Annotated in this window: 26 protein-coding genes and 1 pseudogene; 18 read left to right on the top strand and 9 right to left on the bottom strand. The window is 71.5% G+C overall.

What is annotated here, in order from left to right; translation table 11 throughout:
- Positions 1–4: 4 nt before the first annotated feature.
- From B0B14_RS09970 to B0B14_RS16950, 7 genes and pseudogenes are all read left to right on the top strand, one after another.
- Entirely contained in the window at positions 5–886 is an 882-nt protein-coding gene (locus B0B14_RS09970; RefSeq protein WP_076681437.1) for a flagellin N-terminal helical domain-containing protein, read from the top strand.
- Positions 883–1254 (top strand): flagellar assembly protein FliW, encoded by a 372-nt coding sequence (locus B0B14_RS09965; RefSeq protein ID WP_076681436.1) that lies wholly within the window; start codon positions 883–885, stop codon positions 1252–1254. The genes B0B14_RS09970 and B0B14_RS09965 overlap by 4 nt, the downstream gene beginning before the upstream one ends.
- 104 nt (positions 1255–1358) lie before the next feature.
- Positions 1359–2198, top strand: coding sequence for a helix-turn-helix transcriptional regulator (locus B0B14_RS09960; protein WP_076681435.1), 840 nt, complete (start codon positions 1359–1361; stop codon positions 2196–2198).
- A gap of 110 nt (positions 2199–2308) precedes the next feature.
- Positions 2309–3241, top strand: a complete 933-nt coding sequence (locus tag B0B14_RS09955) for an SDR family oxidoreductase (RefSeq protein ID WP_076681434.1) — start codon at positions 2309–2311, stop codon at positions 3239–3241.
- Positions 3242–3284: 43 nt separating this feature from the next.
- A complete protein-coding gene (locus B0B14_RS09950) occupies positions 3285–3965 on the top strand; it encodes a PhzF family phenazine biosynthesis protein (protein WP_076681433.1) in 681 nt (226 codons plus the stop codon).
- 40 nt (positions 3966–4005) lie between these two features.
- On the top strand, positions 4006–5901 hold the full coding sequence (locus B0B14_RS09945; protein ID WP_083710528.1) for an amylosucrase: 1896 nt from the start codon (positions 4006–4008) through the stop codon (positions 5899–5901).
- Between the two features lie 296 nt (positions 5902–6197).
- Positions 6198–7205: pseudogene (locus B0B14_RS16950) on the top strand (sodium:proton exchanger); the annotation flags it as partial.
- Between the two features lie 207 nt (positions 7206–7412).
- Here the strand turns inward: B0B14_RS16950 and B0B14_RS16945 are convergent.
- The 3 genes from B0B14_RS16945 to B0B14_RS09925 form a co-directional block, all read right to left on the bottom strand.
- Positions 7413–8330: a cytochrome P450 gene (locus tag B0B14_RS16945; protein ID WP_372236642.1), complete on the bottom strand. Its 918-nt coding sequence runs from the start codon at positions 8328–8330 to the stop codon at positions 7413–7415.
- 282 nt (positions 8331–8612) lie between these two features.
- Positions 8613–9791: an NAD(P)/FAD-dependent oxidoreductase gene (locus B0B14_RS09930; RefSeq protein WP_076681431.1), complete on the bottom strand. Its 1179-nt coding sequence runs from the start codon at positions 9789–9791 to the stop codon at positions 8613–8615.
- A complete protein-coding gene (locus B0B14_RS09925) occupies positions 9788–9979 on the bottom strand; it encodes a ferredoxin (RefSeq protein ID WP_076681430.1) in 192 nt (63 codons plus the stop codon). The genes B0B14_RS09930 and B0B14_RS09925 overlap by 4 nt, the downstream gene beginning before the upstream one ends.
- Positions 9980–10092: 113 nt before the next feature.
- On the opposite strand from B0B14_RS09925, the gene B0B14_RS16910 reads away from it, so the two are divergent.
- Positions 10093–10971, top strand: coding sequence for a helix-turn-helix transcriptional regulator (locus tag B0B14_RS16910; protein WP_143733693.1), 879 nt, complete (start codon positions 10093–10095; stop codon positions 10969–10971).
- Positions 10972–11026: 55 nt separating this feature from the next.
- Here B0B14_RS16910 and B0B14_RS09915 read toward each other — a convergent pair whose 3' ends face one another.
- Entirely contained in the window at positions 11027–11248 is a 222-nt protein-coding gene (locus tag B0B14_RS09915; RefSeq protein WP_076681428.1) for an Rv0909 family putative TA system antitoxin, read from the bottom strand.
- 189 nt (positions 11249–11437) lie between these two features.
- Between B0B14_RS09915 and B0B14_RS09910 the strand changes: the two genes are divergently transcribed.
- Both B0B14_RS09910 and B0B14_RS09905 read left to right on the top strand, forming a co-directional pair.
- On the top strand, positions 11438–11941 hold the full coding sequence (locus B0B14_RS09910) for a thioredoxin family protein (protein WP_076681427.1): 504 nt from the start codon (positions 11438–11440) through the stop codon (positions 11939–11941).
- Between the two features lie 10 nt (positions 11942–11951).
- Positions 11952–12692: a cytochrome c biogenesis CcdA family protein gene (locus tag B0B14_RS09905; protein ID WP_076681426.1), complete on the top strand. Its 741-nt coding sequence runs from the start codon at positions 11952–11954 to the stop codon at positions 12690–12692.
- A gap of 12 nt (positions 12693–12704) precedes the next feature.
- On the opposite strand, the gene B0B14_RS09900 is transcribed toward B0B14_RS09905, so the two are convergent.
- From B0B14_RS09900 to B0B14_RS09890, 3 genes are all read right to left on the bottom strand, one after another.
- Complete coding sequence (locus B0B14_RS09900; protein WP_076681425.1) at positions 12705–13856, bottom strand: sensor histidine kinase; 1152 nt, start codon at positions 13854–13856, stop codon at positions 12705–12707.
- Positions 13843–14586, bottom strand: a complete 744-nt coding sequence (locus B0B14_RS09895; RefSeq protein ID WP_076681424.1) for a response regulator transcription factor — start codon at positions 14584–14586, stop codon at positions 13843–13845. The genes B0B14_RS09900 and B0B14_RS09895 overlap by 14 nt, the downstream gene beginning before the upstream one ends.
- A gap of 104 nt (positions 14587–14690) precedes the next feature.
- Positions 14691–15098 (bottom strand): NUDIX hydrolase, encoded by a 408-nt coding sequence (locus tag B0B14_RS09890; RefSeq protein ID WP_076681423.1) that lies wholly within the window; start codon positions 15096–15098, stop codon positions 14691–14693.
- 156 nt (positions 15099–15254) lie between these two features.
- On the opposite strand from B0B14_RS09890, the gene B0B14_RS09885 reads away from it, so the two are divergent.
- Positions 15255–16736 (top strand): SDR family oxidoreductase, encoded by a 1482-nt coding sequence (locus B0B14_RS09885; protein ID WP_076681422.1) that lies wholly within the window; start codon positions 15255–15257, stop codon positions 16734–16736.
- Positions 16730–16948 (top strand): putative acetyltransferase, encoded by a 219-nt coding sequence (locus B0B14_RS09880; RefSeq protein WP_083710527.1) that lies wholly within the window; start codon positions 16730–16732, stop codon positions 16946–16948. Before B0B14_RS09885 ends, B0B14_RS09880 begins: the two co-directional genes overlap by 7 nt.
- Before the next feature lie 4 nt (positions 16949–16952).
- Here B0B14_RS09880 and paaI read toward each other — a convergent pair whose 3' ends face one another.
- Complete coding sequence (gene paaI, locus B0B14_RS09875; protein WP_076681421.1) at positions 16953–17387, bottom strand: hydroxyphenylacetyl-CoA thioesterase PaaI; 435 nt, start codon at positions 17385–17387, stop codon at positions 16953–16955.
- Positions 17388–17435: 48 nt separating this feature from the next.
- Here paaI and paaA point away from each other — a divergent pair, with 48 nt between their 5' ends.
- The 6 genes from paaA to B0B14_RS09845 are packed head-to-tail and all read left to right on the top strand — an operon-like array spanning position 17436 to position 21944.
- Entirely contained in the window at positions 17436–18413 is a 978-nt protein-coding gene (gene paaA, locus B0B14_RS09870; protein WP_076681420.1) for a 1,2-phenylacetyl-CoA epoxidase subunit PaaA, read from the top strand.
- Positions 18413–18718: a 1,2-phenylacetyl-CoA epoxidase subunit PaaB gene (gene paaB / locus B0B14_RS09865; RefSeq protein WP_076681419.1), complete on the top strand. Its 306-nt coding sequence runs from the start codon at positions 18413–18415 to the stop codon at positions 18716–18718. The genes paaA and paaB overlap by 1 nt, the downstream gene beginning before the upstream one ends.
- Positions 18715–19560 (top strand): 1,2-phenylacetyl-CoA epoxidase subunit PaaC, encoded by an 846-nt coding sequence (gene paaC / locus B0B14_RS09860; RefSeq protein ID WP_076681418.1) that lies wholly within the window; start codon positions 18715–18717, stop codon positions 19558–19560. Before paaB ends, paaC begins: the two co-directional genes overlap by 4 nt.
- Positions 19554–20036, top strand: a complete 483-nt coding sequence (gene paaD, locus B0B14_RS09855; protein WP_076681417.1) for a 1,2-phenylacetyl-CoA epoxidase subunit PaaD — start codon at positions 19554–19556, stop codon at positions 20034–20036. Before paaC ends, paaD begins: the two co-directional genes overlap by 7 nt.
- The gene (paaE, locus tag B0B14_RS09850) at positions 20036–21151 is read left to right on the top strand and encodes a 1,2-phenylacetyl-CoA epoxidase subunit PaaE (RefSeq protein ID WP_076681416.1); all 1116 of its coding nucleotides are present in this window, start codon (positions 20036–20038) and stop codon (positions 21149–21151) included. Before paaD ends, paaE begins: the two co-directional genes overlap by 1 nt.
- 10 nt (positions 21152–21161) lie before the next feature.
- Positions 21162–21944, top strand: a complete 783-nt coding sequence (locus B0B14_RS09845; RefSeq protein ID WP_076681415.1) for an enoyl-CoA hydratase/isomerase family protein — start codon at positions 21162–21164, stop codon at positions 21942–21944.
- On the opposite strand, the gene B0B14_RS09840 is transcribed toward B0B14_RS09845, so the two are convergent.
- Positions 21931–22539, bottom strand: coding sequence for a TetR/AcrR family transcriptional regulator (locus B0B14_RS09840; protein WP_076681414.1), 609 nt, complete (start codon positions 22537–22539; stop codon positions 21931–21933). The genes B0B14_RS09845 and B0B14_RS09840 overlap by 14 nt on opposite strands.
- Positions 22540–22613: the final 74 nt, after the last annotated feature.

Genomic DNA, 22613 nt, shown 5'->3' with positions numbered 1-22613 from the left:
CGACATGATCACCCGAGTGACGTCGCAGACGATGACCCAGACGGCGATGCGCCACCTGCAGGGCGGCCTGAGCGATCTCGCCCGCCTCCAGGCCCAGGCCACGTCGCAGCGGGCGTTCGCCGCTCCCTCCGACGACCCGTCCGCCGCCTCGATGACGCTCGGCCTCCACGCCGCGCAGCGGCGCACGGAGCAGTACTCCCGCAACATCGACGACGGCCTCGCGTGGGTCACCACGGTGGATGCCGCGATCTCGTCCTCCACGGCGCTGCTCGGCCGCGTCCGCGATCTGACGGTCCAGGGCGCCAACTCCGGCGTGATGGACGCCCCCGCCCGCGAGGCGATCGCCGTCGAGCTCGAGGGGCTCCGCGACAGCCTGCGCGCTCAGGCCAACACGACCTATCTCGGCCGATCGGTGTTCGCGGGCACCTCCGACACGGCCGCGTTCGCCTCGGACTACACCTTCAGCGGAGCCGCGGGCGCGGACGTCCGCCGCCGCGTGTCCGACGCGGAGAGCGTGCGCGTGGACGCCGACGGCGCCGAGGTGTTCGGCACCGGCGCGGGCTCGATCTTCGCCCTCGTCGACACGATCGCCGCCGAGCTGCGCGCCGGCACCAACGTGGGCCCGCGCCTCGGGGAGATCGACTCCCGCCTGCAGGCTATGCTCGGTGCCCAGGGCGCCGTGGGGGCGCGGCAGCTGCAGATCGAACGCGCGAAGGAGGCGGCCTTGGACTCGACGGTCGCACTCGAGACGCGCCGTGCGGCGGTCGAAGACGTCGACGCCGTGGAGGTGCTCGTGCAGCTGCAGGCGCAGGAGCTCGTCTACAAGTCCGCACTCGCCGTGACCGGCCGCGTGCTGCAGCCCACTCTCCTGGACTTCCTCGCGTGAGCGCCGTCCTCCAGTTCGTCGCACCGCCGCCGGGGCTCTCCCCGCACACCGCGTTCGAGCTCGACCAGGTCTCCGAAGTCGATGGCCTCTTCTCGCTGCAGGCGCTGGAAGACGCGTCGGTGCGGCTGTTCCTCGTCGACCCTCGCGACGTGGCGCCCGACTACGCCCCCGTCCTCTCCGACGAGCAGACCGATCTGCTCCTGCTCCTCTCGCCCGACGACGCGCTGCTGCTCGTCGTGGCGCAGCTCACGGCGGATGGGCTCGGGGTGAACCTGCTCGCCCCGGTCGTGGTGAACCAGCGCACCGGCGTCGCCGCCCAGCTGATCCTCGAAGGACAGGACTTCCCGCTCCGCGCCCTCCTGCCCTGACGCCCGCGCGGTCTCATCGGCCGGCTGGCGGCCCAGGGGCGGATCGGCAGTGACTGGCTCGCCGCCGCCCGCCACGGTAGGAAGGAGTCGACGGGAGGGGCGACATGATCGACCGGGAGGGTCTGGCGGAGTTCCTCCGTCGGCGACGCGAATCGCTGCAGCCCGAGGACGTCGGCCTGACACGCGGTCCGCGCCGGCGCACCGACGGACTGCGCCGCGAAGAGGTCGCCGTGCTCTGCCACATGTCGACGGACTACTACGCGCGGCTCGAACGCGGGACGGGCCCGCACCCGTCCGAGCAGATGACGGCGGCGATCGCCCAGGGGCTGCACCTCTCGCTCGCCGAGCGCGACCACCTGTTCCGCCTCGCCGGGCACCACCCACCAGCCCGCGGCGTCTCCAGCGAGCACATCAGCCCCGGTCTGCTGCGCATCTTCGACCGCCTCGCCGACACGCCCGCCGAGATCGTCACGGAGGTCGGCGAGACGCTCCGCCAGACCCCGGTGGGGATCGCCCTGACCGGGCCTGCCTCACAGCGCGAGGGGCCGGAACGCAGCATCGGCTATCGATGGTTCACCGACCCCTCGGCGCGGGCTCCGTACCCGGCCGACGAGCAGGAGGTGCTGTCGCGGGTCTATGCGTCGGGCCTGCGAGAACTCGTCGCCGTGCGCGGCCCGGAGTCGCGCGTAGCGCACCTGGCGGATCTGCTGCTCGCCCGCAGCGACGACTTCCGCCGCCTGTGGGCGACGCACGAAGTCGGCGTCCGCCCGCCCGAGATCAAGCGCTTCGTGCATCCCGAGGTGGGCGCACTGGAGCTGAGCTGCCAGACGCTCCTCGACCCCGATCAGTCCCATCGCCTGCTCGTCTACACGGCGGAGCCGGGGAGCGAGAGCCACAACAAGCTGCGCCTGCTGGCCGTGATCGGCACGCAGACCCTCGCCTGAGACCGGAGGGGTGGATCGGCGATCCACGGATCCACGGGCACTGCCTCCGGACGGCCGGCGCGGAGACGATGGATCGCAGACCGACTCCGCCTCGCTCGAAGGACCCCGCCATGGCTCGCACCCCCGACATCCGCATCCCCGACCTGCACGGCACGCGCGCCGTCGTCACCGGCGCCAGCGACGGCATCGGGCGGGTCATCGCCGAACGCCTCGCCGCCGCAGGCGTCGACGTCGTGATGCCCGTGCGCTCACCCGCCAAGGGCGAGGCGGTCCTCGCCCGCATCCGCGGCGCGGTGCCGGATGCCGTCGTCTCGACCCGCGCCCTCGATCTGTCCTCTCTCGACTCGGTCGCCGCGCTCACGGAGGAACTCCGCGCGGAGGGTCGTCCGATCGACATCCTGATCAACAACGCCGGCGTCATGACTCCGCCCACTCGCCAGACGACGAAGGACGGGTTCGAGCTGCAGTTCGGCACGAACCATCTCGGCCATTTCGCGTTGACGCTGGGCCTTCTGCCCCTGCTGCGAGCCGGGGGCGCACGGGTGACGCACCAGACGAGCATCGCCGCGCGCACGGGAGAGATCGACGTGAGCGACCTCGATTCGGAGCACGGCTACGACGGCATGACGGCCTACACCCGGTCGAAGATCGCCGTCGGGCTGTTCGCCCGCGAACTCGACGCACGCAGCCGCGCGGAGGGGTGGGGCGTGAGCAGCAATCTGTCGCACCCGGGCGTCTCTCCCACGAATCTGCTCGCCGCCCAGCCCGGGATGGGGCGCGAGAAGGAAACCGGCGGGCGACGGATGGTGCGTCTGCTGTCGCGCCTCGGCATCGCCGGCACGATCGAGAGCGCGGCGCTGCCGGCACTGGTGGCCGCGACCGATCCGACCGCGCGAGGAGACGAGTTCTACGGCCCCACCCGGGTGGTCGGCGGTCCGCCCGCACGACGCGAGCTGTGGGCTCCGTTCACCGACGCGGATGCCGCCCGCCGGCTCTGGGACGCATCCGAGGCGCTGGTCGGCACGCGGTTCGCGCTCTCCTAGGCGGCTCGCCCGCACGGGGCCGGGTCTGACAGACTCGGCTGTCGTGAGCCTCCTCGTGAACGTGGTCAACGTCTTCGTCGACGACAGCGGAATGCACGGCAACCCGCTCGGCATCGTCTGGGCCTCGCCGGCGACGCACCGCCACGAGCAGGAGATCGCGGCGGATCTGGGCTTCAGTGAGACGATCTTCATCGACGCGATCGACGGTCGATCGGCGCGGGCCCGCATCTTCACCCCCGCCCGCGAGCTGCCGTTCGCGGGGCATCCGACGGTGGGTCTCGCGGCCTGGCTGCACCGCAACGGCGACGAGGTCGAGGCGCTCGACGTGCCGGCGGGCCGCGTGCGGGTGCGCGTCGACGGCGAGCGGGTGTTCGTCACGGCGCTCGCGGAGTGGGCGCCCGATTTCGAGCTCGACCGCCTCGACTCCCCCGGGGAGGTCGCCGCCGTCGACCCCGACGCCTACGGGCTCGGGATGCACTACGTGTGGGCCTGGAGCGACGAGGCATCCGGAGCCGTCCGGGCGCGCATGTTCGCCCCCGAGCTCGGCATCCGAGAGGACCAGGCGACCGGATCCGCGGCGGTGCGGCTGTCGGCCGAGCTCGGCCGCGACCTCGACATCACGCAGGGCGAGGGGTCGCGTCTGCAGACCCACGTGCGCTACCTCGGGCAGCAGGTGGAGGTCGGAGGACTCGTCTCCCCGGCGAGGATCACCGAGCTGCGCTGAGGATGCCCACGGATCCGCGCACGTGCGAGAGAGTTGACCCATGTCGCATCTGACCGCCGACGGCACCGAAGACATCGCCCGGATCCTCGAGGCGCTCCGCGCGCAGGGCGCCGACGACGACTTCCTCTTCCGCGCGCGCACGCACCTCCCGCGTCTGCATCGACTGTTCTCCGAGCTGTACGGCGACCACCCGCACGGATTGGAGCGGCTCGGGGAGGTCTGCTCGCTCGCCGCGTCGTCGTGGGCGACACGGCCGCTCGAGCTGAAGGCGCTCGACGCTCAGCGCGAGGCGAATCCGACATGGTTCGAATCCGAGCGCATGCTCGGGGGCGTCTGCTACGTGGACCGGTACGGCGATGGGCTCGACAGCATCCGTCGTCAGATCCCGTACTTCCGCGAACTGGGCCTGACGTATCTGCACCTCATGCCGCTGTTCGAGAGTCCCGAAGGCAACAGCGACGGCGGCTATGCGGTCTCCAGCTACCGGCGCGTGAATCCGGCCCTCGGATCGATGGAGGAGCTCGCCGCGCTCGCCGCGGAGCTGCGGCTGGCGGGCATCTCGCTCGTCGTCGACTTCATCTTCAACCACACGAGCAACGAGCACGAGTGGGCGCGGAAGGCGGTCGCCGGCGAACCCGGCTTCGAGGACTTCTACCTGATCTTCCCCGACCGCACCATGCCCGACGCCTACGAGCGGACGACCCGGGAGATCTTCCCCGACGACCACCCGGGGTCGTTCGTGCAGCTCGCCGACGGGCGGTGGGTCTGGGCGACGTTCTACCACTTCCAGTGGGATCTGAACTACGCGAACCCCGCCGTGTTCCAGGCGATGGCCGGCGAGATGCTGTTCCTGGCGAACCAGGGAGTCGAGATCCTGCGGATGGATGCCGTGGCGTTCATCTGGAAGCGGCTCGGCACCGCGTGCGAGTCGCTCCCCGAGGCCCATCTCCTCCTGCAGGCGTTCAATGCCGTGCTGCGCATGGCGGCGCCGAGCCTGCTGTTCAAGTCGGAGGCCATCGTGCACCCCGACGAGGTGGCGGAGTACATCTCGCCCGACGAATGCCAGTTGTCGTACAACCCGCTGCAGATGGCGCTCACGTGGGAGGCGCTCGCGACCCGCGACGCTCGCCTGCTGCAGCAGGCGCTCGAGCGCCGCCACGCGCTTCCTCCCGAGACGGCGTGGGTCAACTACGTGCGCAGCCACGACGACATCGGATGGACGTTCGCCGACGAGGATGCCGCGGAGCTCGGCATCGACGCGTTCGGGCACCGCCGCTTCCTCAACGACTTCTACGTCGGGCGGGCACCCGGCACGTTCGCGCGCGGCGTGCCCTTCCAGGAGAACCCGAAGACCGGCGATGCGCGGGTGGCGGGGACGACGGCGTCCCTGGCCGGTGTCGAGGCGGGCGACCCCGCAGGCGAGGACCGCGTGGTGCTCGCGCACGCGCTGGCGATGTCGACGGGCGGCATCCCGCTGCTCTATCTCGGCGACGAGGTGGCGCAGCTCAACGACTACTCCTACGCCGACGACCCCGACGAGGCGGGCGACAGCCGGTGGGTGCATCGCCCGCATCGTCCGGAGAAGAACTACGCCGAACGGACGGATGCCTCCACTCCCGCCGGCCGGATCTTCGGGCGGCTGACCGACCTCCTCTCGATCCGCCGTGCGACGCCGGAGTTCGGCGGAAACACGCTGTGGCCGTTCGACGCGCACAGCTCCGCGGTCGTCGGATTCGTGCGTGCGGATGCCGCGCAGTCGAAGGTGCTCGTGCTCGCCAACGTCGGCGATCACCCGGCGAGGATCGACGCGCTGACCCTCTCGGGCTGGGCGCCGACGGCGGCCGACCTGGTGACGGGCGACTCGGTGTCGCTGTCGGACGGACTCGACCTCCCCGCCCACGGGTTCCGGTGGCTGCGGGTGTCCGACCGGTCCTGAGCGACGGCGGCACCGCGCGTCATCGTGTCGGCGCAGCGGATCCGGCCACCCGAAAACCTGCGAATCCCTCCCGTCGGCTGGGTTCCCGCCGTCTGATCGGGCAGGCTGGAAGGAGCGAAGGGGAGTAGCTCCGAGCCGATCAGGCTCGTGGTGGTGTCGACATGCTGGCGTTCACGATGAGCGCCCGGTGCCCCGCCCGGCGGTGATCCGACGGACGAGCGAGACCTTCGGCCACTGCATGGCCGACCCCTCCCGACGCATCCGTCACCGGTCATGCCTGACCGGAAGGATCCCCCATGCCTCGTTCGCTCGCGGGCCGGATCGCGCTGTGCGCGGCCGTCGCCCTGCCCGCCCTCATCCTGCGATTCACCGGAACGTCGGCTCCGCCGGTCATCGAGATGCTGCTGTTCGGAGCGGCCGTCGTGGCCGCGAGCTTCCTGCTCGCGTGGGCGGCGGAGGCCGCGCAGAAAGACATCTCCGGAGCCCTCGCCATCGCGCTCCTCGCGCTGATCGCCGTGCTGCCCGAGTACGCGGTCGACCTCTACTACGCGTTCCAGGCAGGGGGCGATGCGTCCTATGCCGCGTTCGCCGCGGCGAACATGACGGGCTCGAACCGGCTGCTCCTCGGATTCGGCTGGCCGCTCATCGTGATCGTCGCGCTCGTGGTCGCCCGTCGGCGATCGGCTCCGGTGCGGGGCTTCCGCCTCGTCATCCCCGAGAACACGCGGATGGATGTCGGCTTCCTCGCCGTCCTCGGGCTGGCGGCCTTCGCGATCCCGCTCCTGGGGGCCATCCCGATCTGGTTCGGCGTCCTGCTGATCGTCGGCTTCGGCCTCTACCTGTGGCGCGCGAGCCGCACGGAGGGCGACGAGCCGGAGGAGTTCGTCGGTGCCGCCGCCGACATCGCCGCGCTGCCGACGACAGCCCGTCGCACCCTCGTCGTCGCGCTGTTCGCGGGCGCCGCGGCCGTGATCCTGATCTGCGCCGAGCCCTTCGCCGAGGCGCTCGTCGGCTCGGGCGGGGCGCTGGGCATCGACAGCTTCTTCCTCGTGCAGTGGCTCGCGCCTCTCGCATCCGAAGCGCCGGAGTTCATCATCGCCGTCCTGTTCGCCCTCCGCGGTCTCGGCGGCGCGGCGATCGCCACGCTGATCGCGTCGAAGGTGAACCAGTGGAGCCTGCTCGTCGGATCGCTGCCGATCGCGCACTTCTTCGGCGGCGGGGGAGGCCAGCTCAGTCTCGACGCCCGTCAGATCGAGGAGTTCGTCCTCACGGCGACGCAGACGATCCTGGGCGTCGCCCTCATCCTGGCGCTGCGCTTCCGGGTGTCGTCGGCGGTGCTGCTCGCGGCGCTCTTCGCCGTGCAGTTCTTTGTCACCGACACGCAGGGCCGCCTCGTGCTGTCCGGCATCCAGCTGCTGATCGCCGGTGGCTACCTCATCGCCCACCGGCGCGAGATCGTCCCCACCCTCGCGTGCGCCGTTCCGCCGATCAGCACCGCCGGCGCTGCGGACTCAGTCCCACGCGACGAGCACTTCGCCGGCCTCGTAGGTCGCGACGGGGTGGGCGAACGGCATCGGGGCGAGCTGCTCGGCGGAGACGAGTCGGAGACCCGGGAAGCCCGTCATCAGTGCGCCGATCGCCTCGGCCACTTCTCGACGGGCGAGCTGCTGGCCGACGCACCCGTGCGAACCGTGCCCGAAGCCGAGATGGCCGAAGCTGTCGCGCTGCACGTCGAACCGGTCGGGCTCGTCGAACCGCGAGGGATCGCGGTTCGCGGCCGCGGCCGAGACCGACACGGTCTGGCCGGCGCGCACGGCGAGGCCGTCGAGTTCGAGGTCTCGCACGGCCGTGCGCGGGAAGAGGGTGACGAACATCGCGCCGAAGCGCATGATCTCCTCGACCGCTCCCGGAACGAGCGACGGATCGCGGCGCACGGCGTCGAGCTGATCGGGGTTCGTAAGAAGGGCGACCGTGAGCGTCGAGATCATGTACGCCACCGAGTCGCGGCCGCTCGTCATGAGCACCATGACGAGTCCCTCGATCTCGGCATCCGTCAGCTCGGAGGAGAGCAGGTCGCTGACGACGTCCTCTCCCGGGTCACCGCGACGCTCGTCGAGGACGGCGCGCACGAAGTCGGCCTTCTCCTGACTCGTCGACGGATCGGCGAACAGTCGGTCGAAGTCGTCGATCCGATGATCGGGGATGCCGAGCACGAGCGCGTGCACCGCCACCGAGATCGGTCGGGCGAAGTGCTGGAACACGTCAGCCGGCGATCCGAGCGCGCGCAGGCGCGCCGCCGCGGCGGCGACGATGGCGGCGATCTCCTCGGTGCGCGACCGCACGGACCGCACCGAGAACCGGCTCGTGATGTGCCGGCGCAGCCGCACATGGTCGGGCTCGTCCAGCGCGAGCAGGTTCGCCGCGCGCATGGCCGCCTCGCCCCGCTCGTCGAGCGGATCGGCGGGTGCGTCGGGCCAGGGGGCCGTCATCCGTTGCGGGAGCTGACTGAACTCCGGATGAGAGAGCACGGTCTGGGCGAGCGCGTGATCGGTGACGATCCAGCCGTCGTGGCCGTCCGGATAGTGAAAGGGGGTGGCCGGGGCCTCCGAGCGCCACTGCGCGAACCGGGGCGACGGCGCGAGCGGCGTGCCGTCCAGCGGCAGCGTGCGGTGCGCGGGGCAGGCGGGTGGCGGGGTGACGATGTCCATGGGCTACTCCTGGGCGACGGCGGGGGAGGTCGGGGTTCGGGCATCGGAGAGCGCTGACCGCGCCGAGCGGAACTCACGGGGAGCGTTCCACCCGATGAGGCCGTGCATGCGACCGCGTGCGTCTTCGGCGACGGCGACGAAGCGGTCGGTGCCGGGATGCAGCATCCGGAGCACCACCCCCTCGGGGAAGTCGCCGAGCGCCTGCACGCGGGTGCCGCCGAGCTCCGACCAGAAGTAGGGCAGCCCCGGCGGAGTGCGGTCGCCGCCGGTGAGCGTCGCGGCGACGGCGTGCGACTCCTCGATCGCCGACGTCTGATGCTCCACGCGCCGGGCGGACGGGTCGTCGCGGGCGCCCCAGCGCGCCACGTCGCCGACGGCGAAGACGCCGTCTGCGGCTCGGCCGTCCGCGTCGCAGACGACACCGTCGCGGATCTCGAGGCCGGAGCCGTGGAGCCAGTCCGTGGCGGGATCGCACCCGATCGCGCCGATGACGACATCGGCGACCACGCGCGTGCCGTCGGACACGTCGAGCGCGGTGGAGTCGCCGCCGAGCGACGCCGCTGCCAGCACGGCCCCGTCGTGCACCACGATCCCCTGCCCGGTGAGGAGAGACCGCAGGGGGCCGGCGAGCAGATCGCGGGTCGTTCCGAGCCGCAGCCCGCTGCGGGTCACCAGCGCGACGCGCGCTCCGCGCCCGCGGCACGCCACCGCGAGCTCGGCGGCGAGCACGCCCCCGCCGACCACGGCGACCTGTGATCCCTCGCGGACGGCGGAGCGCAGCCCGAGCGCATCATCGAGCGTGCGGAAGGTGCGGGCCGCGGGGAGGCCGTCCGGTCGTCGCGGCGCGGCGCCGGTGGCGATCACGACGCGGTCGGCGCGGTGCTCGTCGCCGCCCGCGACGACCGTGCGGGAGCGGGCGTCGAAGGCGGACGCCCGTGCTCCGGTGATCAGCCGGATGCCCCGCTGCTCCAGTGCCGCCCGCGACGTGAGCGCCGCGGCATCCGCGCTCCACCGGCCTGTCAGCACCTGCTTCGACAGGGCGGGTCGCCGGTACGGCACGTGCGTCTCGTCTCCGATCACCGTGATCGAGAGCGCGGGCGCTCGTTCGCGCAGCGCCTCGGCCGTGGCGAGTCCGGCGATGGAGGCGCCGACGACGAGGACATCCGACCGGGTGGCGGTCACGCACTCACCGTGATCGCGCGCGCCGGGCAGAGGCCCGCGGCGCGGCGGGCGAGCGGCTCCTGCGAGGCATCCGGCTCGGGCTCCAGGAGCTCGACGAGACCGTCGTCATCCTGATCGAAGAGCTCTCCGGCGATGAGGGCGCACTGACCCGCTCCGACGCAGGCATCGCGGTCGACGGTGATGTTCATGGGAGCTCCTTCGCAGCCGTTGTCCGACGGTACGGCGCGGCGAGGGTGGGGCGCCATGCGCGAGGTGAGCGATGTATGGATATTTCGATCAGGTCGGCGGTAGCTTGATGTTCGTGGACGCGTGCCCGGCTGGTCGGACCGACGACCCTGATGGAGGATCCGCCGCGCTCATCGGCGCGAACTGGTACCGGTTCCGTGCCGGGGAGAGCGTCTCCCATGCCCGCGTGATGAGCGTCTGCTTCCTGTGGGTGCTGCAGGGCCGCGGTCTCGTGCGCTCGCGGGGGAGCGAGTTCCGCCTCGACGCGGGATCGATCCTCCGGCTCCCGTGGCAGCACGACGTCGCGTACGCCGCCGACGTGCGCACGCCCTTCCACGTCGGCACGGCGCACGTCGTCCCGCGACACCGCCACGACCACCCGGTGGCGCCCCACGTTCCGCATCGAGCGGGCGATCCGCTGCTCGACGCGCCGTGGCGCACGGGAGCGGCGGAGGAGGAGCCCCGGCTCCTGCCCGCCGCCTCGATCGCCGGTCAGCGGATCATCTCGCTCGCGTCGTACGGGGTCGAGCGCTTCCTCGAGGGCGCGCCGTCGGAGGAATCCCTGCGCGCCCTCGGGGTTCTCCTCGCCGACGCGGACGCGGCGGCGGCGGCCGAACCCGCGCCCCTCCAGCCCGTCGCGCTCCGGGCGATGATCGACCACATCGTCGAGCACCTCGACCGCGCACCCGATGTGGCGGAGATCGCCGCGATCGGCGGGTGCAGCGTCACGACCGCCGAACGGCTGTTCGCGCGCTACACCGGCACATCTGTGCTCGCCTGGGCCCGTCGGCGCCAGCTCGACGAGGCCGCGCTGCTGCTGCGCACGACGAGCCTGTCGGTGGGGGAGGTGGCACGGCGCACGGGGTTCTCCGACCCGCTGTACTTCTCGCGCGTCTTCCGCGCGGCGTTCTCGGTGCCGCCGAGTCGGTACGCCACCGATCGCCTGCGCCCCTGAGTGCGCGCAGATCGGCCGTGCGCTCCGTCCTCGGAGCGCACGGCCGACCGTCTCACTACTTGTTGTTGCTGCCGATCGCGTCGTCGGCGGCGTTGCGCACGTTGTCCACGTGCTCGTCGATGGAGTCGGGCGCGACCTTCTTGACGAAGTCGGCGGCCGCGTCGAGCACGTTGTCGCTCACATCCTCCGCCTGGTCCGACTTGAGTGCCTCGCTGATCTTCTCCTTGTTCTGCTCCAGGAACTCTTTCCCCTGGTTCACGATGTCTTCGATGCCCATATGCTCCCCTTCAGGTCCTGGCCGCTCGCTGCGGCACGGCACCAGTGTGGCGTGCGCGCTCGAACAGGGGAAGAGCGTGGCACAGACCCGTCGTTCGCAGACGGTAATCATTGCGGGGCCTGCGCCCGAGCCGTCGTCAGTACCGTGATGACCAGCAGCCGCCACCGGCTGCGGAAGAGGACGGATGCCATGCACAGGCGACTGATCGGGGCCACGGCGGCCGTCGCGGCGGCCCTCCTGCTGGGCGGATGCGCGAGCGCGGCGACGGGCACGACCGCCACCCCGGACGCGATGTCGACGCCGACGCCGAGCGCCACGGCGGAACCCGCCGAGACCGCCCCGGCGGAGTCCGAGACCCCGGTCCCGGCCGAGCCCGAGCCGATGGCCGCGGGCGCGTACCTCGACTACGAGGACGGCATCATCGCCCGCACCGCAGGGCCGAAGGTGCTGTTCTTCCACGCCACCTGGTGCCCGAACTGCCGGCAGCTCGACGAAGAGCTGCGGGCCGCTGGTGCTCCCGAGGGTCTGACGGTGTTCAAGGTCGACTACGACTCCCGCACCGATCTGCGCCGGCAGTACGGTGTGACGCTGCAGACGACCGTGGTCTTCGTCGACGACGACGGCACCGCGATCTCGTCCCGCGTGCTCTACGACGACCCGTCGATCGCGGCCCTGGTCGCGGCGCAGCCGTAGCGGGCCCCTCATGATCGCGATGCTCGGGCTCGCGCTGGCCGCCGGCATCCTGACCGTCGCCGCCCCGTGCGTGCTGCCGCTCCTGCCGGTCATCGTCGGCGGATCGGCCGTCCGCACCGGCGACGAACGGCGGGCGAGGTGGCGGCCGTTCGTCATCGCCGGCTCCCTGGCCGTGAGCGTCGTGGTGTTCACGCTGCTGCTGAAGGCGACCACCGCGCTGCTGGGCATCCCGCCGCAGGTGTGGCAGATCGTCTCGGGCGGCATCCTGGTCATGCTCGGTGTCGATCTGATCTTCCCGGCGCTGTGGGATCGCGTGTCCACGGCCCTGCGCCTCCAGTCCCGCAGCGGAGCGCTCCTCGACCGCTCGGTCGCCCGGCAGAGCGTGAGCGGCGACATCCTGACCGGCGCCGCCCTGGGGCCCGTCTTCTCCAGCTGCAGTCCGACCTACGCCCTGATCGTCGCGGCCGTGCTGCCCGTGTCGTTCGTCGAAGGCCTGCTCGCGATCATCGCCTATGCCGTCGGGCTCGCGGGGATGCTGCTGCTCATCGCCCTGCTCGGTCGCACGCTGGTGCGCCGACTGGGCTGGCTCGCCGATCCGCGGGGATGGTTCCGCAAGACGATCGGCGTGATCTTCGTGCTCGTCGGCATCGGAGTGATCACGGGGTTCGACAAGCAGGTGCAGACCTGGGTGCTGGATGCCGGATGGTACGACCCGATCGAGCGGCTCGAGGAGATCCTCGGCGGTCGCTGATCCCGGGTGAGTTCAGCCCGCGGGGGTCGGCAGCACGAGGTCGAACCGGCATCCGTCCGCCACGTTGTGCGCGGTCACCTCGCCGCCGTGGGCAGCGGCGATCCCCTGCACGATCGCGAGTCCGAGGCCCGCCCCGCTCGACAGCAGCGTGGCCCCGGGGCGGTCCAGCGCCTGCGGCGTGCGGGCCGGTGCGCCGCGCCAGCCCGGGTCGAAGATGCGCGGGAGGTCGTCCTCATCGATCCCGCCCCCGGCATCGGTCACCGACACCGACGCGAAGCCGTCGGAGACGGACGCCGCGACGGTGATCGGGGTCCCCTCGGGAGTGTGCTGGAGGGCGTTGAGCAGCAGGTTCGCGACCGCGCGGGAGAGCTCTCGCGGATCGGCCTGCACGACGACCTGGCTGTCGGGCCGCGAGGCGATGCGGATCTCCCGACCCTGCGAGAGCGGACGCAGGTCTGCGACGGTGTCGGACACGAGATCGTAGAGCGACACCGGCTCGAGCGAGAGCCGGAGTGTCCCGGAGTCGATCTTGGACAGCTCGAACAGGTCGTCGACCATCGCCGACAGCCGTGTGATCTGCTCGCGCATCTGCCGGTGATAGCGCGCAGGGTCGGAGGCGACGTCGTCTTCGAGGGCTTCCGCCATCGACATGATCCCGGCCATCGGCGTACGCAGATCGTGGGCGATCCAGGCGACGAGTTCGCGGCGCGACTCCTCGGCCAGGCGCTGCCGCTCGCGCGCCTCCGCCAGGTTCGCGCTCGTGGTGACGAGGTCGCGAGCGAGCGCGGCGAACTCCGCGCTGGAGCCGGCCGCGACGGCATCGACCGTCTCGCCGGCGCCGATCCGCTGGGCGGCGCGCGAGAGCGCACCCGCGTTCCGCACGACGACGGTGCCGAGGCCGACGAACAGGGCGAGCGAGACGAGGCCGGAGATGACGGCCGCGTTCACGGCCACCGTGAGGTCGTGCGGCGAGAGGTACATGAGCCACGACGCCCCGACCATGCTCGCCACGACCGACAGGACCGAGCCGACGAACAGGACGCAGATCTGCAGCACGAGCGACGCGTGCCGGAGCAGCACGAGGGCGACGGCCGCTGCGCCGCCGATGACGATCGTGATCGCGAGCGACAGCCCGGCGACCTGCAGGATCTCAGGCCAGCTCATCGGCGCGCTCCTCGATGTCGAGGCGGTAGCCGACACCCCACACGGTCGTGAGGAGGGCGGGATGCGTCGGGTCGGACTCGATCTTCTCGCGCAGCCGCCGCACGTGCACCGTCACGGTGGAGGGGTCGCCGTGGGTCCACCCCCAGACGGCGGGCAGGAGCTCCTCGCGGCTGAACGCGCGTCGCGGATGACGCACGAAGAACACGAGCAGATCGAACTCGCGCACGGTGAGCGCGAGTTCGCGCCCGTGCAGGCGCGCCACCCGCGCTGACGGGTCGATCTGGAACGGGCCGCGCCGCAGGACCGACTCCGGAGCGAACTCGGTCACCGAGCGGCGCAGGATCGACTGCACGCGCAGCACGAGCTCGCGCGGGGAGAAGGGCTTGCTGAGGTAGTCGTCGGCGCCCGCCTCCAGGCCGCGGATGCGGTCCTCCTCGGCGCCGAGCGCTGTGAGCAGGATGATCGGCGTGGAGGAGTGCAGGCGGATGCGGCGACAGGCCTCGACGCCGTCGATGCCGGGGAGCATCCGATCCAGCACGATGAGGTCGGGCGAGATCCGAGCCGCCGCGTCGATGGCCGCGAACCCGTCGGCGACCACGTCGACCACGAATCCGGCCGCCTTCAAGTAGTCCGCCACGACCTCCGCGACGGTCGGGTCGTCGTCGACGACGAGCACGCGCCGATCGACGAGGTCGTCGTTGGCGACGACGCGCGACACATCCGTGCTCACGCCCTCAGGGTACGCCTCGTGTCCGGCGGCATCGGGCGCGCCGGCGGATTCGTCCGCGGACCGTAAGCAGTTCCGGGGTCGACGGCCCGAACCCCCGGGCGCGCTCAGCGCGGGAGGAAGTTCTCCCGCGCCAGCGGCGCCACCTCGAGGTCGTCGGCGTCGGCCCGCGTGATCCACCGCAGCTCGGCGATCTCGGCCGCGATCCGGGGGGTCTGATCGGCGATGTCGACGGCGAACACGTCGGCCACGACGAGGAATCCGGGCTCGTTCGCCGCGGACGCCGTGAACTCCCCGAGCGGCCGCATGTCGGCCGGCGCGATCCGGATGCCGAGCTCCTCCTCGAGTTCGCGGCTCAAGGTCTCCGCGCCGCTCTCACCCGGTTCCGGCTTGCCGCCGGGCTGCATGAAGGCGCTCGTTCCGGCCTTGCGCACGAGCAGCAGGCGTCCGTCGGCGTCGTGGATCACGGCGGCGGACACGTGGATGCGGCGGGGAGCGGCGTCGGAGGAGGTCACCGTCGCACGCTAACAGGTGGTCCGCTCCCGCCCCCGGTCGGAGAATCGCGCGAGATTCGGACGAATCCCCCTGAATACTCCGAACGTCCGAGGATTCTCCGACCGAACGCACTGACCTCGGTGCGAACGGACAGGCCGCGCGACGTAGAATCGCGTGTGCCCGACGAGACCGCATCCACGCCCGACCTGCCCCCGAGCGGCATCGATCCGGCCGACCTGGAAGCCACTCTGCGGGTGCTGAAGAGCATGGCGGGTCTCGACGAGACGCACCCCGACTTCGTCGCCGTCCGCCGCGCGACGGCTGCGATGTTCAAGGCGGTCAAGCGGGTGCGCCGCCGTGAGATCCGCGAAGCGATCGCCCAGGCCGACCGCGAGGTCGTGGCGGCCACGGCGACGGGCGCACCCGATCGCATCGACGACGAGACGCGCGGCATCCCGATCAGCACCGCAACGACGGCGCCGACCGCCGGCACGCTGCTGAAGGCCCGCGCCTGCTACATCTGCAAGCAGCCGTACACGCTCGTGGACGCGTTCTACCACCAGCTCTGCCCGAGCTGCGCGGCGATGAGTCACGCGAAGCGCGACGCCCGCACCGATCTGACCGGCAAGCGCGCGCTGCTCACCGGCGGCCGCGCGAAGATCGGCATGTACATCGCGCTGCGCCTCCTGCGCGACGGCGCCCACACGACGATCACGACCCGCTTCCCGCGCGACGCCGTCCGCCGCTTCACGAGCCTGCCCGATTCTCCGGAGTGGATCGACCGGCTCAAGGTCGTCGGCATCGACCTGCGCGATCCCGCCCAGGTGATCGGGCTCGCGGAGGACGTCGCCGCGGCGGGGCCGCTCGACATCCTGATCAACAACGCCACCCAGACCGTGCGGCGCTCCAAGGGCGCGTACCAGCCGCTCGTCGACGCCGAGCTCGCGCCGCTGCCGAACGGCCGGCTCCCCGAGCTCGTGACGTTCGGTCACACGAACGACCAGCATCCGCAGGCGCTCGAGCGCTCCGTGTCGGCGCACCCGATCCTCGCCGCAGCGGCATCGCGGGCCGACGAGCTCACCGAGCAGGCGATGGCGGCGGGCTCCAGCTCGCTCGAGCGCCTCGCCGCCGGAACGGCGATCGACGCGGGTGGGCTCATCCCCGACGAGGACCACATCAACTCGTGGACGCAGAAGGTCGAGGAGGTGGATCCCCTCGAGATGCTCGAGGTGCAGCTCGCCAACACCACGGCGCCCTTCCTGCTCATCTCCAAGCTCCGGCCGTCGATGGCCGCGAGCCCCGCACGGCGCACGTACATCGTGAACGTGTCGGCGATGGAGGGCGTCTTCAACCGCGGCTACAAGGGTCCGGGGCATCCGCACACCAACATGGCCAAGGCCGCCGTCAACATGCTCACGCGCACGAGCGCGCGCGAGATGTTCGAGTCCGACGGCATCCTCATGACGAGCGTCGACACCGGCTGGATCACCGACGAGCGCCCGCACCACACCAAGGTGCGCCTGGCCGAAGAGGGCTTCCACGCTCCGCTCGACCTCGTCGACGGCGCCGCCCGGGTGTACGACCCGATCGTGCGCGGAGAGGCCGGCGAAGACCTCTTCGGCGTCTTCCTCAAGGACTACGCCCCCGGCGCATGGTGAACCTGCCCGCACCCGGCCACCGGGTCGTGGTGCGCTACCTCCTGCCGTCGGGGCAGGCGACGGATGCCTTGGGCGAGCTGCTCAGCGCGGATGACGACACGATCGTGGTCGACGGCGTGCGCGGCGTCGAGCGGATTCCGCGGGGCGCCGTCATCGCGGCGAAGGAAGTGCCGCCGCCCCACGCGCCGCGCCCGCGCCGCACGTCCGGCTGACGCGTCAGGCGAATCGCTCCCGGGTGGTGTGCGACCGGCCGCGGAACTCTGCGACGACCTCGCCGGAGTCATCCGTCACCGTCACGTCGTACACGCCCGTGCGGCCCGCGACCGACCGGCGGCGGGCATCCGCCGTCAGCCGCTGTCCCTCGCGCGTCGGCCGGAGGAACGCGATCTCGGCGCCGGCGGCCACCGTGACGAAGTCGTCGTCGTTGCAGGCGATCGCGAACGCGGTGTCGGCGAGGGCGAACACCAGCCCGCCGTGGGTGAGGCCGAAGCCGTTCGTCATGTCGGCTCGCACCGACATCGACACGACGGCCCGCCCGGGCTCGTCGCGCTGCACCACCATGCCGAGCATCGCCGACGCACGGTCACGCCGCATCATCGGGCGAGCCTCGGCCGCTGCTGCAGCATTGGCGCTCTCTTGCTCGATCGACATCCCTCGATTATCGTTACTGAACGAACGTTCTGTAAAGAGGAGTCGACGATGATCCCCGATCTCGAGCCGCACGACGAGCAGGCGGAGTTCGATGCGCTCATCGACGCCGATCAGCGCATCGAGCCGCGCGACTGGATGCCGGAGGCCTACCGCAAGACCCTGATCCGTCAGATCTCGCAGCACGCGCACTCCGAGATCATCGGCATGCAGCCGGAGGGCAACTGGATCACGCGGGCGCCGAGCCTCAAGCGCAAGGCCATCCTCATGGCGAAGGTGCAGGACGAGGCGGGCCACGGCCTCTACCTCTACTCCGCCGCGCAGACCCTCGGCATCACCCGCGACGAGATGACGCAGCAGCTGATCGACGGCAAGGCGAAGTACTCGTCGATCTTCAACTACCCCACCCCCACGTGGGCCGACATGGGAGCGATCGGCTGGCTCGTCGACGGCGCCGCCATCTGCAACCAGGTGCCCCTGTGCCGCGCGTCCTACGGACCGTACGGTCGCGCGATGGTGCGGGTGTGCAAGGAGGAGTCGTTCCACCAGCGGCAGGGCTTCGAGATCCTGCTGTCGCTCATGCAGGGGACCCCTGCGCAGCGCGAGATGGCGCAGGATGCGGTGGACCGCTGGTACTGGCCGTCGCTCATGATGTTCGGTCCCCCGGACGACTCCTCGCCCAACTCGGCGCAGTCGATGGCGTGGAAGATCAAGCGCTTCTCCAACGACGAGCTGCGACAGCGCTTCATCGGGATGCTGGTTCCCCAGGCCGAGATCCTCGGCGTCACCCTCCCCGATCCCGAGCTGCGCTGGGACGAGGCGACGGGGGAGTGGCGCATGAGCGAGATCGACTGGACCGAATTCCACGAGGTGCTCGCCGGGCGCGGTCCGCTCAACGCGGTGCGGCTGCAGCACCGGCGCGACGCCCACGAGGAGGGCGCGTGGGTGCGCGAGGCCGCGGCCGAGTACGCGCGCAAGCAGGCCGTGGCCGCATCCGTCTCCGCGCTCGTCGAGACGGCGGTGGCGTGATGGCGACCCCCGGAGGATCCGACCGCGAGACCTGGCCGCTGTGGGAGGTGTTCGTGCGCGCGAACCGCGGTCTGTCGCACGTGCACGCCGGTTCGCTGCACGCGCCGGACGCGGAGTTCGCCCTCCGCAATGCCCGCGACCTGTACACCCGCCGCGGCGAGGGCACGTCGCTGTGGGTCGTTCCCGCCGATGCCATCACGACGAGCGATCCCGACTCGAAGGGCGCGTTCTTCGAGTCGCCCGCCGGGAAGAACTACCGGCACGCGGTGTACTACACCGCGTCCGAGGGGGTGCCGCACCTGTGACCTCCCGACCGGCTCCGGTGCCCGACGCTCACGGCGACGTCACCGTCGACGAGCGCATCCTGTCGGAGGAGCTCACGGGGTCTGCCGGCGCGGCGGCCTCCGCCGACGTCGCCGAGTACGCGCGCTGGCTCGGAGACGATGCGCTCATCCTCGCGCAGCAGCTCGGCGCGTGGATCGCCCGCGCACCCGAGCTCGAGGAGGACGTCGCCCTCGGCAACATCGCCCTCGACCTGCTGGGGCACGCCCGCTCGCTCCTGCACTACTCCGGCACGTTCGACGGACGCTCCGAGGACGACCTGGCGTACTGGCGCGACGAGCCGGCGTTCCGCAGCGCCTGGCTCTTCGAGCAGCCCAACGGCGACTTCGCCCGGACGATCGCCCGGCAGCTCGCGGCATCCGTGTACCTCTTCGAGCTGTACGCGGCTCTCCAGCGCTCGACGGATGCGACGCTCGCCGCCATCGCCGCCAAGGCCGTGAAGGAGGTCGACTACCACCGAGATCACGCGGTTCAGTGGACCCTGCGCCTCGCGGGCGGAACGGACGAGTCGCGCCGGCGCATGATCCGCGCCGTCGGCGACGTCTGGCCGTACGTCGACGAGCTGTTCCGCGACGAGGAGCTCACCGAGCGGCTCGCCCGCACCGGCATCGCGCCGCGCCCGTCCGAGCTCCGTCCGGCGTTCGACGCCGTGATCGCGGCGGTCTTCGCGGAGGCCGAGATCGACGTCCCCCGCGGGTTCGTGTCCTCGGGGGGAGGTCGACGCGGGGAGCACTTCCCGACCCTCGGCTACCTCCTGGCCGAGATGCAGGTGCTCGCCCGCCAGCACCCGGGGGCGACATGGTGACGGCCGAGCGCGCGCGGGAGGTCGCGGCATCCGTCCTCGACCCCGAAGTGCCCGTGCTCACGATCGACGACCTCGGGGTGCTCCGCCGCGTCGACGCCGACGGCGACCGCGTCGTGGTGACGATCACGCCGACCTACTCGGGCTGCCCCGCGATGGACACGATCCGCGACGACCTCGTCCTCGCCCTCACCGCCGCCGGATTCGGCGACGTCGAAGTCAGGCTCACACTCTCGCCGGCCTGGACGACGGACTGGATGTCGGAGGCGGGCAAGCGCAAGCTCGAGGCGTACGGCATCGCCCCCCCGACCGGCCGCGCGGCCGTACGGGGGCCGATCCGTCTCGCGCTCGCCGTGCGCTGCCCGCAGTGCGGATCGCTCGACACCCGCGAGGTGTCGCGCTTCGGATCGACGTCGTGCAAGGCGCTCTTCGAGTGCCGGGCCTGCCTCGAGCCCTTCGACCACTTCAAGGTGCACTGATGCGCCGCCGCGCACGCTTCCACACGCTCCGCGTCTCCGAGGTCAGACCGCTGACGGAGTCGTCCGTCGAGGTCACGTTCGCCGTGCCGCCAGAGCTCGCGGGCGAGTTCGACTACCTCGCCGGCCAGCACGTCGCCCTCCGTGCGCACATCGACGGTCGCGAGGTGCGCCGCTCCTACTCGCTGTGCCGGGCCCCGTCGACGAGCTCAGGCGCAGCGGCCGGGGTCCGAACGGTCAGCGTCGCGATCAAGCGCGATCAGGGCGGGCGGTTCTCGACGTGGGCGCAGACCGATCTCCGCCCCGGCGACGAGCTCGACGTCATGAGCCCTCAGGGCGGGTTCACCTCGATGCTCCCCGACCTCGACGGCGCCCACGTGGCGGCCGTCGCCGCGGGCTCCGGGATCACGCCGGTCATGGCCCTGGCCTCCACGGTGCTGGCACGGTCCGAGACATCCCGGTTCACCCTGGTCTACACGAACCGGGCCACGACCGACGTGATGTTCCTCGAGGACCTCGCCGACCTGAAGGACCGCTATCCGACGCGGCTCGCGCTGCACCACGTGCTCTCGCGGGAGCAGCGGTCGGCGCCTCTGCTGTCCGGGCGCATCGACGACCACCGGCTGCGCCGCATCCTCGACGCGCTCGTGCTCCCCGAGACGGTCGACGAGTGGTTCCTGTGCGGTCCGTTCGATCTCTTGCAGCTGTGCCGCGACACCCTCGACGACATCGGCGTCGACCGCGCGCACGTGCGGTACGAGCTGTTCACGACCGGCGAGCCCGGCCGCGACGAGACGGATGCCGGTCGCCCGGTGATCGTGCGGGCCGATGAGCCCGTCCGCACGATCGAGGTGACACTCGACGGGCAGTCGTCGACGATCGAGAGCCCGGTGAGCGCGAACGAGTCGATCCTCAGCGCGGCGCTGCGGGTGCGACCCGACGTGCCGTTCGCGTGCGCCGGCGGGGTGTGCGGCACCTGCCGTGCGCGCCTGCTCGTCGGCTCGGTCACCATGACCGAGAACTACGCGCTCGAACCCGATGAGCTCGACCGCGGCTACGTGCTGACGTGCCAGTCCCATCCCACGAGCGATCGCGTCGCGGTCGACTACGACGTCTGAGAGGTTCTCCGTGATCGATCTGCGCATCGACGACGCCGTCGCGCACATCGTGCTCGACAATCCCGCCCAGCTGAACGCACTCGACGAGCAGGCGCTGCGCGACCTCGACGCGGCGTACACCGAGGCCGAGGCGGCCGGTGCGCGTGCGCTGGTGCTCCGCGGTGCGGGCCGGGCGTTCTGCGCGGGCCGCGACATCTCGCGCGTCGACCCCCGCGACGACGACGTCTCGGGATACCTCGACGGGCTGGTCGCTCCGCTCCTGCAGCGGATGTCGCGCTTCCCGGCGCCGACGTTCGCCGCCGCCCACGGCGCGTGCCTCGGGGTGGGACTCGGCCTCCTCATCGCCACGGACGTGGTCTACGTCGCCGAGACCGCGAAGATCGGCTCGCCGTTCGCGGCGCTCGGCGCCACCCTCGACTCGGGCGGGCATGCGCTCTTCTTCGAGAGGCTCGGAGCGCACAAGACCCTCGACCTCGTCTACACCGGACGCCTCATGTCGGGCGCCGAGGCGGTGCAGTCCGGCCTCTTCTCGCAGGTGCTCCCCGAAGGCGAGGTCGAGGCCGCCACGGTCGCCGTGGCCGAGAACGCGGCCCGCGGCGCCACCCGGGCGTTCCTCGCGAGCAAGGACCTCGTGCGGAGGCTGCGCGACGAGCGGCTCGGGCTGTGGGCGTCGATCGAAGCGGAGAACGCGGCCCAAGTGGCCCTGTGCGACACCGACGATTACCGCGAGGGCTTCGCGGCGTTCCAGGAGAAGCGCGCTCCGCGGTTCGGCCGCGGGCTCAGCGCGGGCTGATCCCGTCGAAGGCGACGGTGAGGATGTCGTGCGCAAGCGCATCACGGTCGGCGGGGCCGGTCGGGCGGTACCACTCGGTCGTCGAGTTCAGCATGCCGAAGATCAGGCGGGTGACGATGCCGCTGTCGACGTCGGCCCGCACCGACCCGCTCGCCTGCGCTTCGCGCACGAGCGCGGCGACCGCGTGATCGAAAGCCCGACGGCGTGCGAGCGCCGCCCGCTCGACGTCGCTGTTGCCGCGCACGCGCAGCAGCAGGGTCACGTAGGGGAGGCGGTCGAGCAGCACCTCGACGGCCGCCCGGAGCACGAAGCGGAGGCGCTCGGAGGGCGGCCCGGTGAGGGCCTCCGGGCGGGCGAGCACGCCTTCGAGGCCGTCGAGCGCCTCGTCGAGCGCCATCTCCAGCAGCTGCTCCTTCGAGGAGAAGTGGTGGTACATCGCCGACTTCGTCAGTCCGAGGCGGGCCGCGAGATCGGCGACCGAGGTGGCGTCGTAGCCCTGCTCGTTGAAGAGCGCCACAGCGACGGCCAGCACGGCATCCCGGTCGTAACCGGGGCGTCCGCGCCGTCGGGCGGGCTCGGGGTCGGCAGTCGTCACGTGCCCAGTCTGACATCGACCCGCCGTCGTCCTTTGCGTCTGCCTCGTGATTCTGCGATGATTTCTGAACGATC

The organism is Microbacterium sp. RU33B (assembly GCF_900155915.1).
Lineage (GTDB): Bacteria > Actinomycetota > Actinomycetes > Actinomycetales > Microbacteriaceae > Microbacterium.
This window is presented reverse-complemented; position numbering and strand designations above follow the sequence as displayed.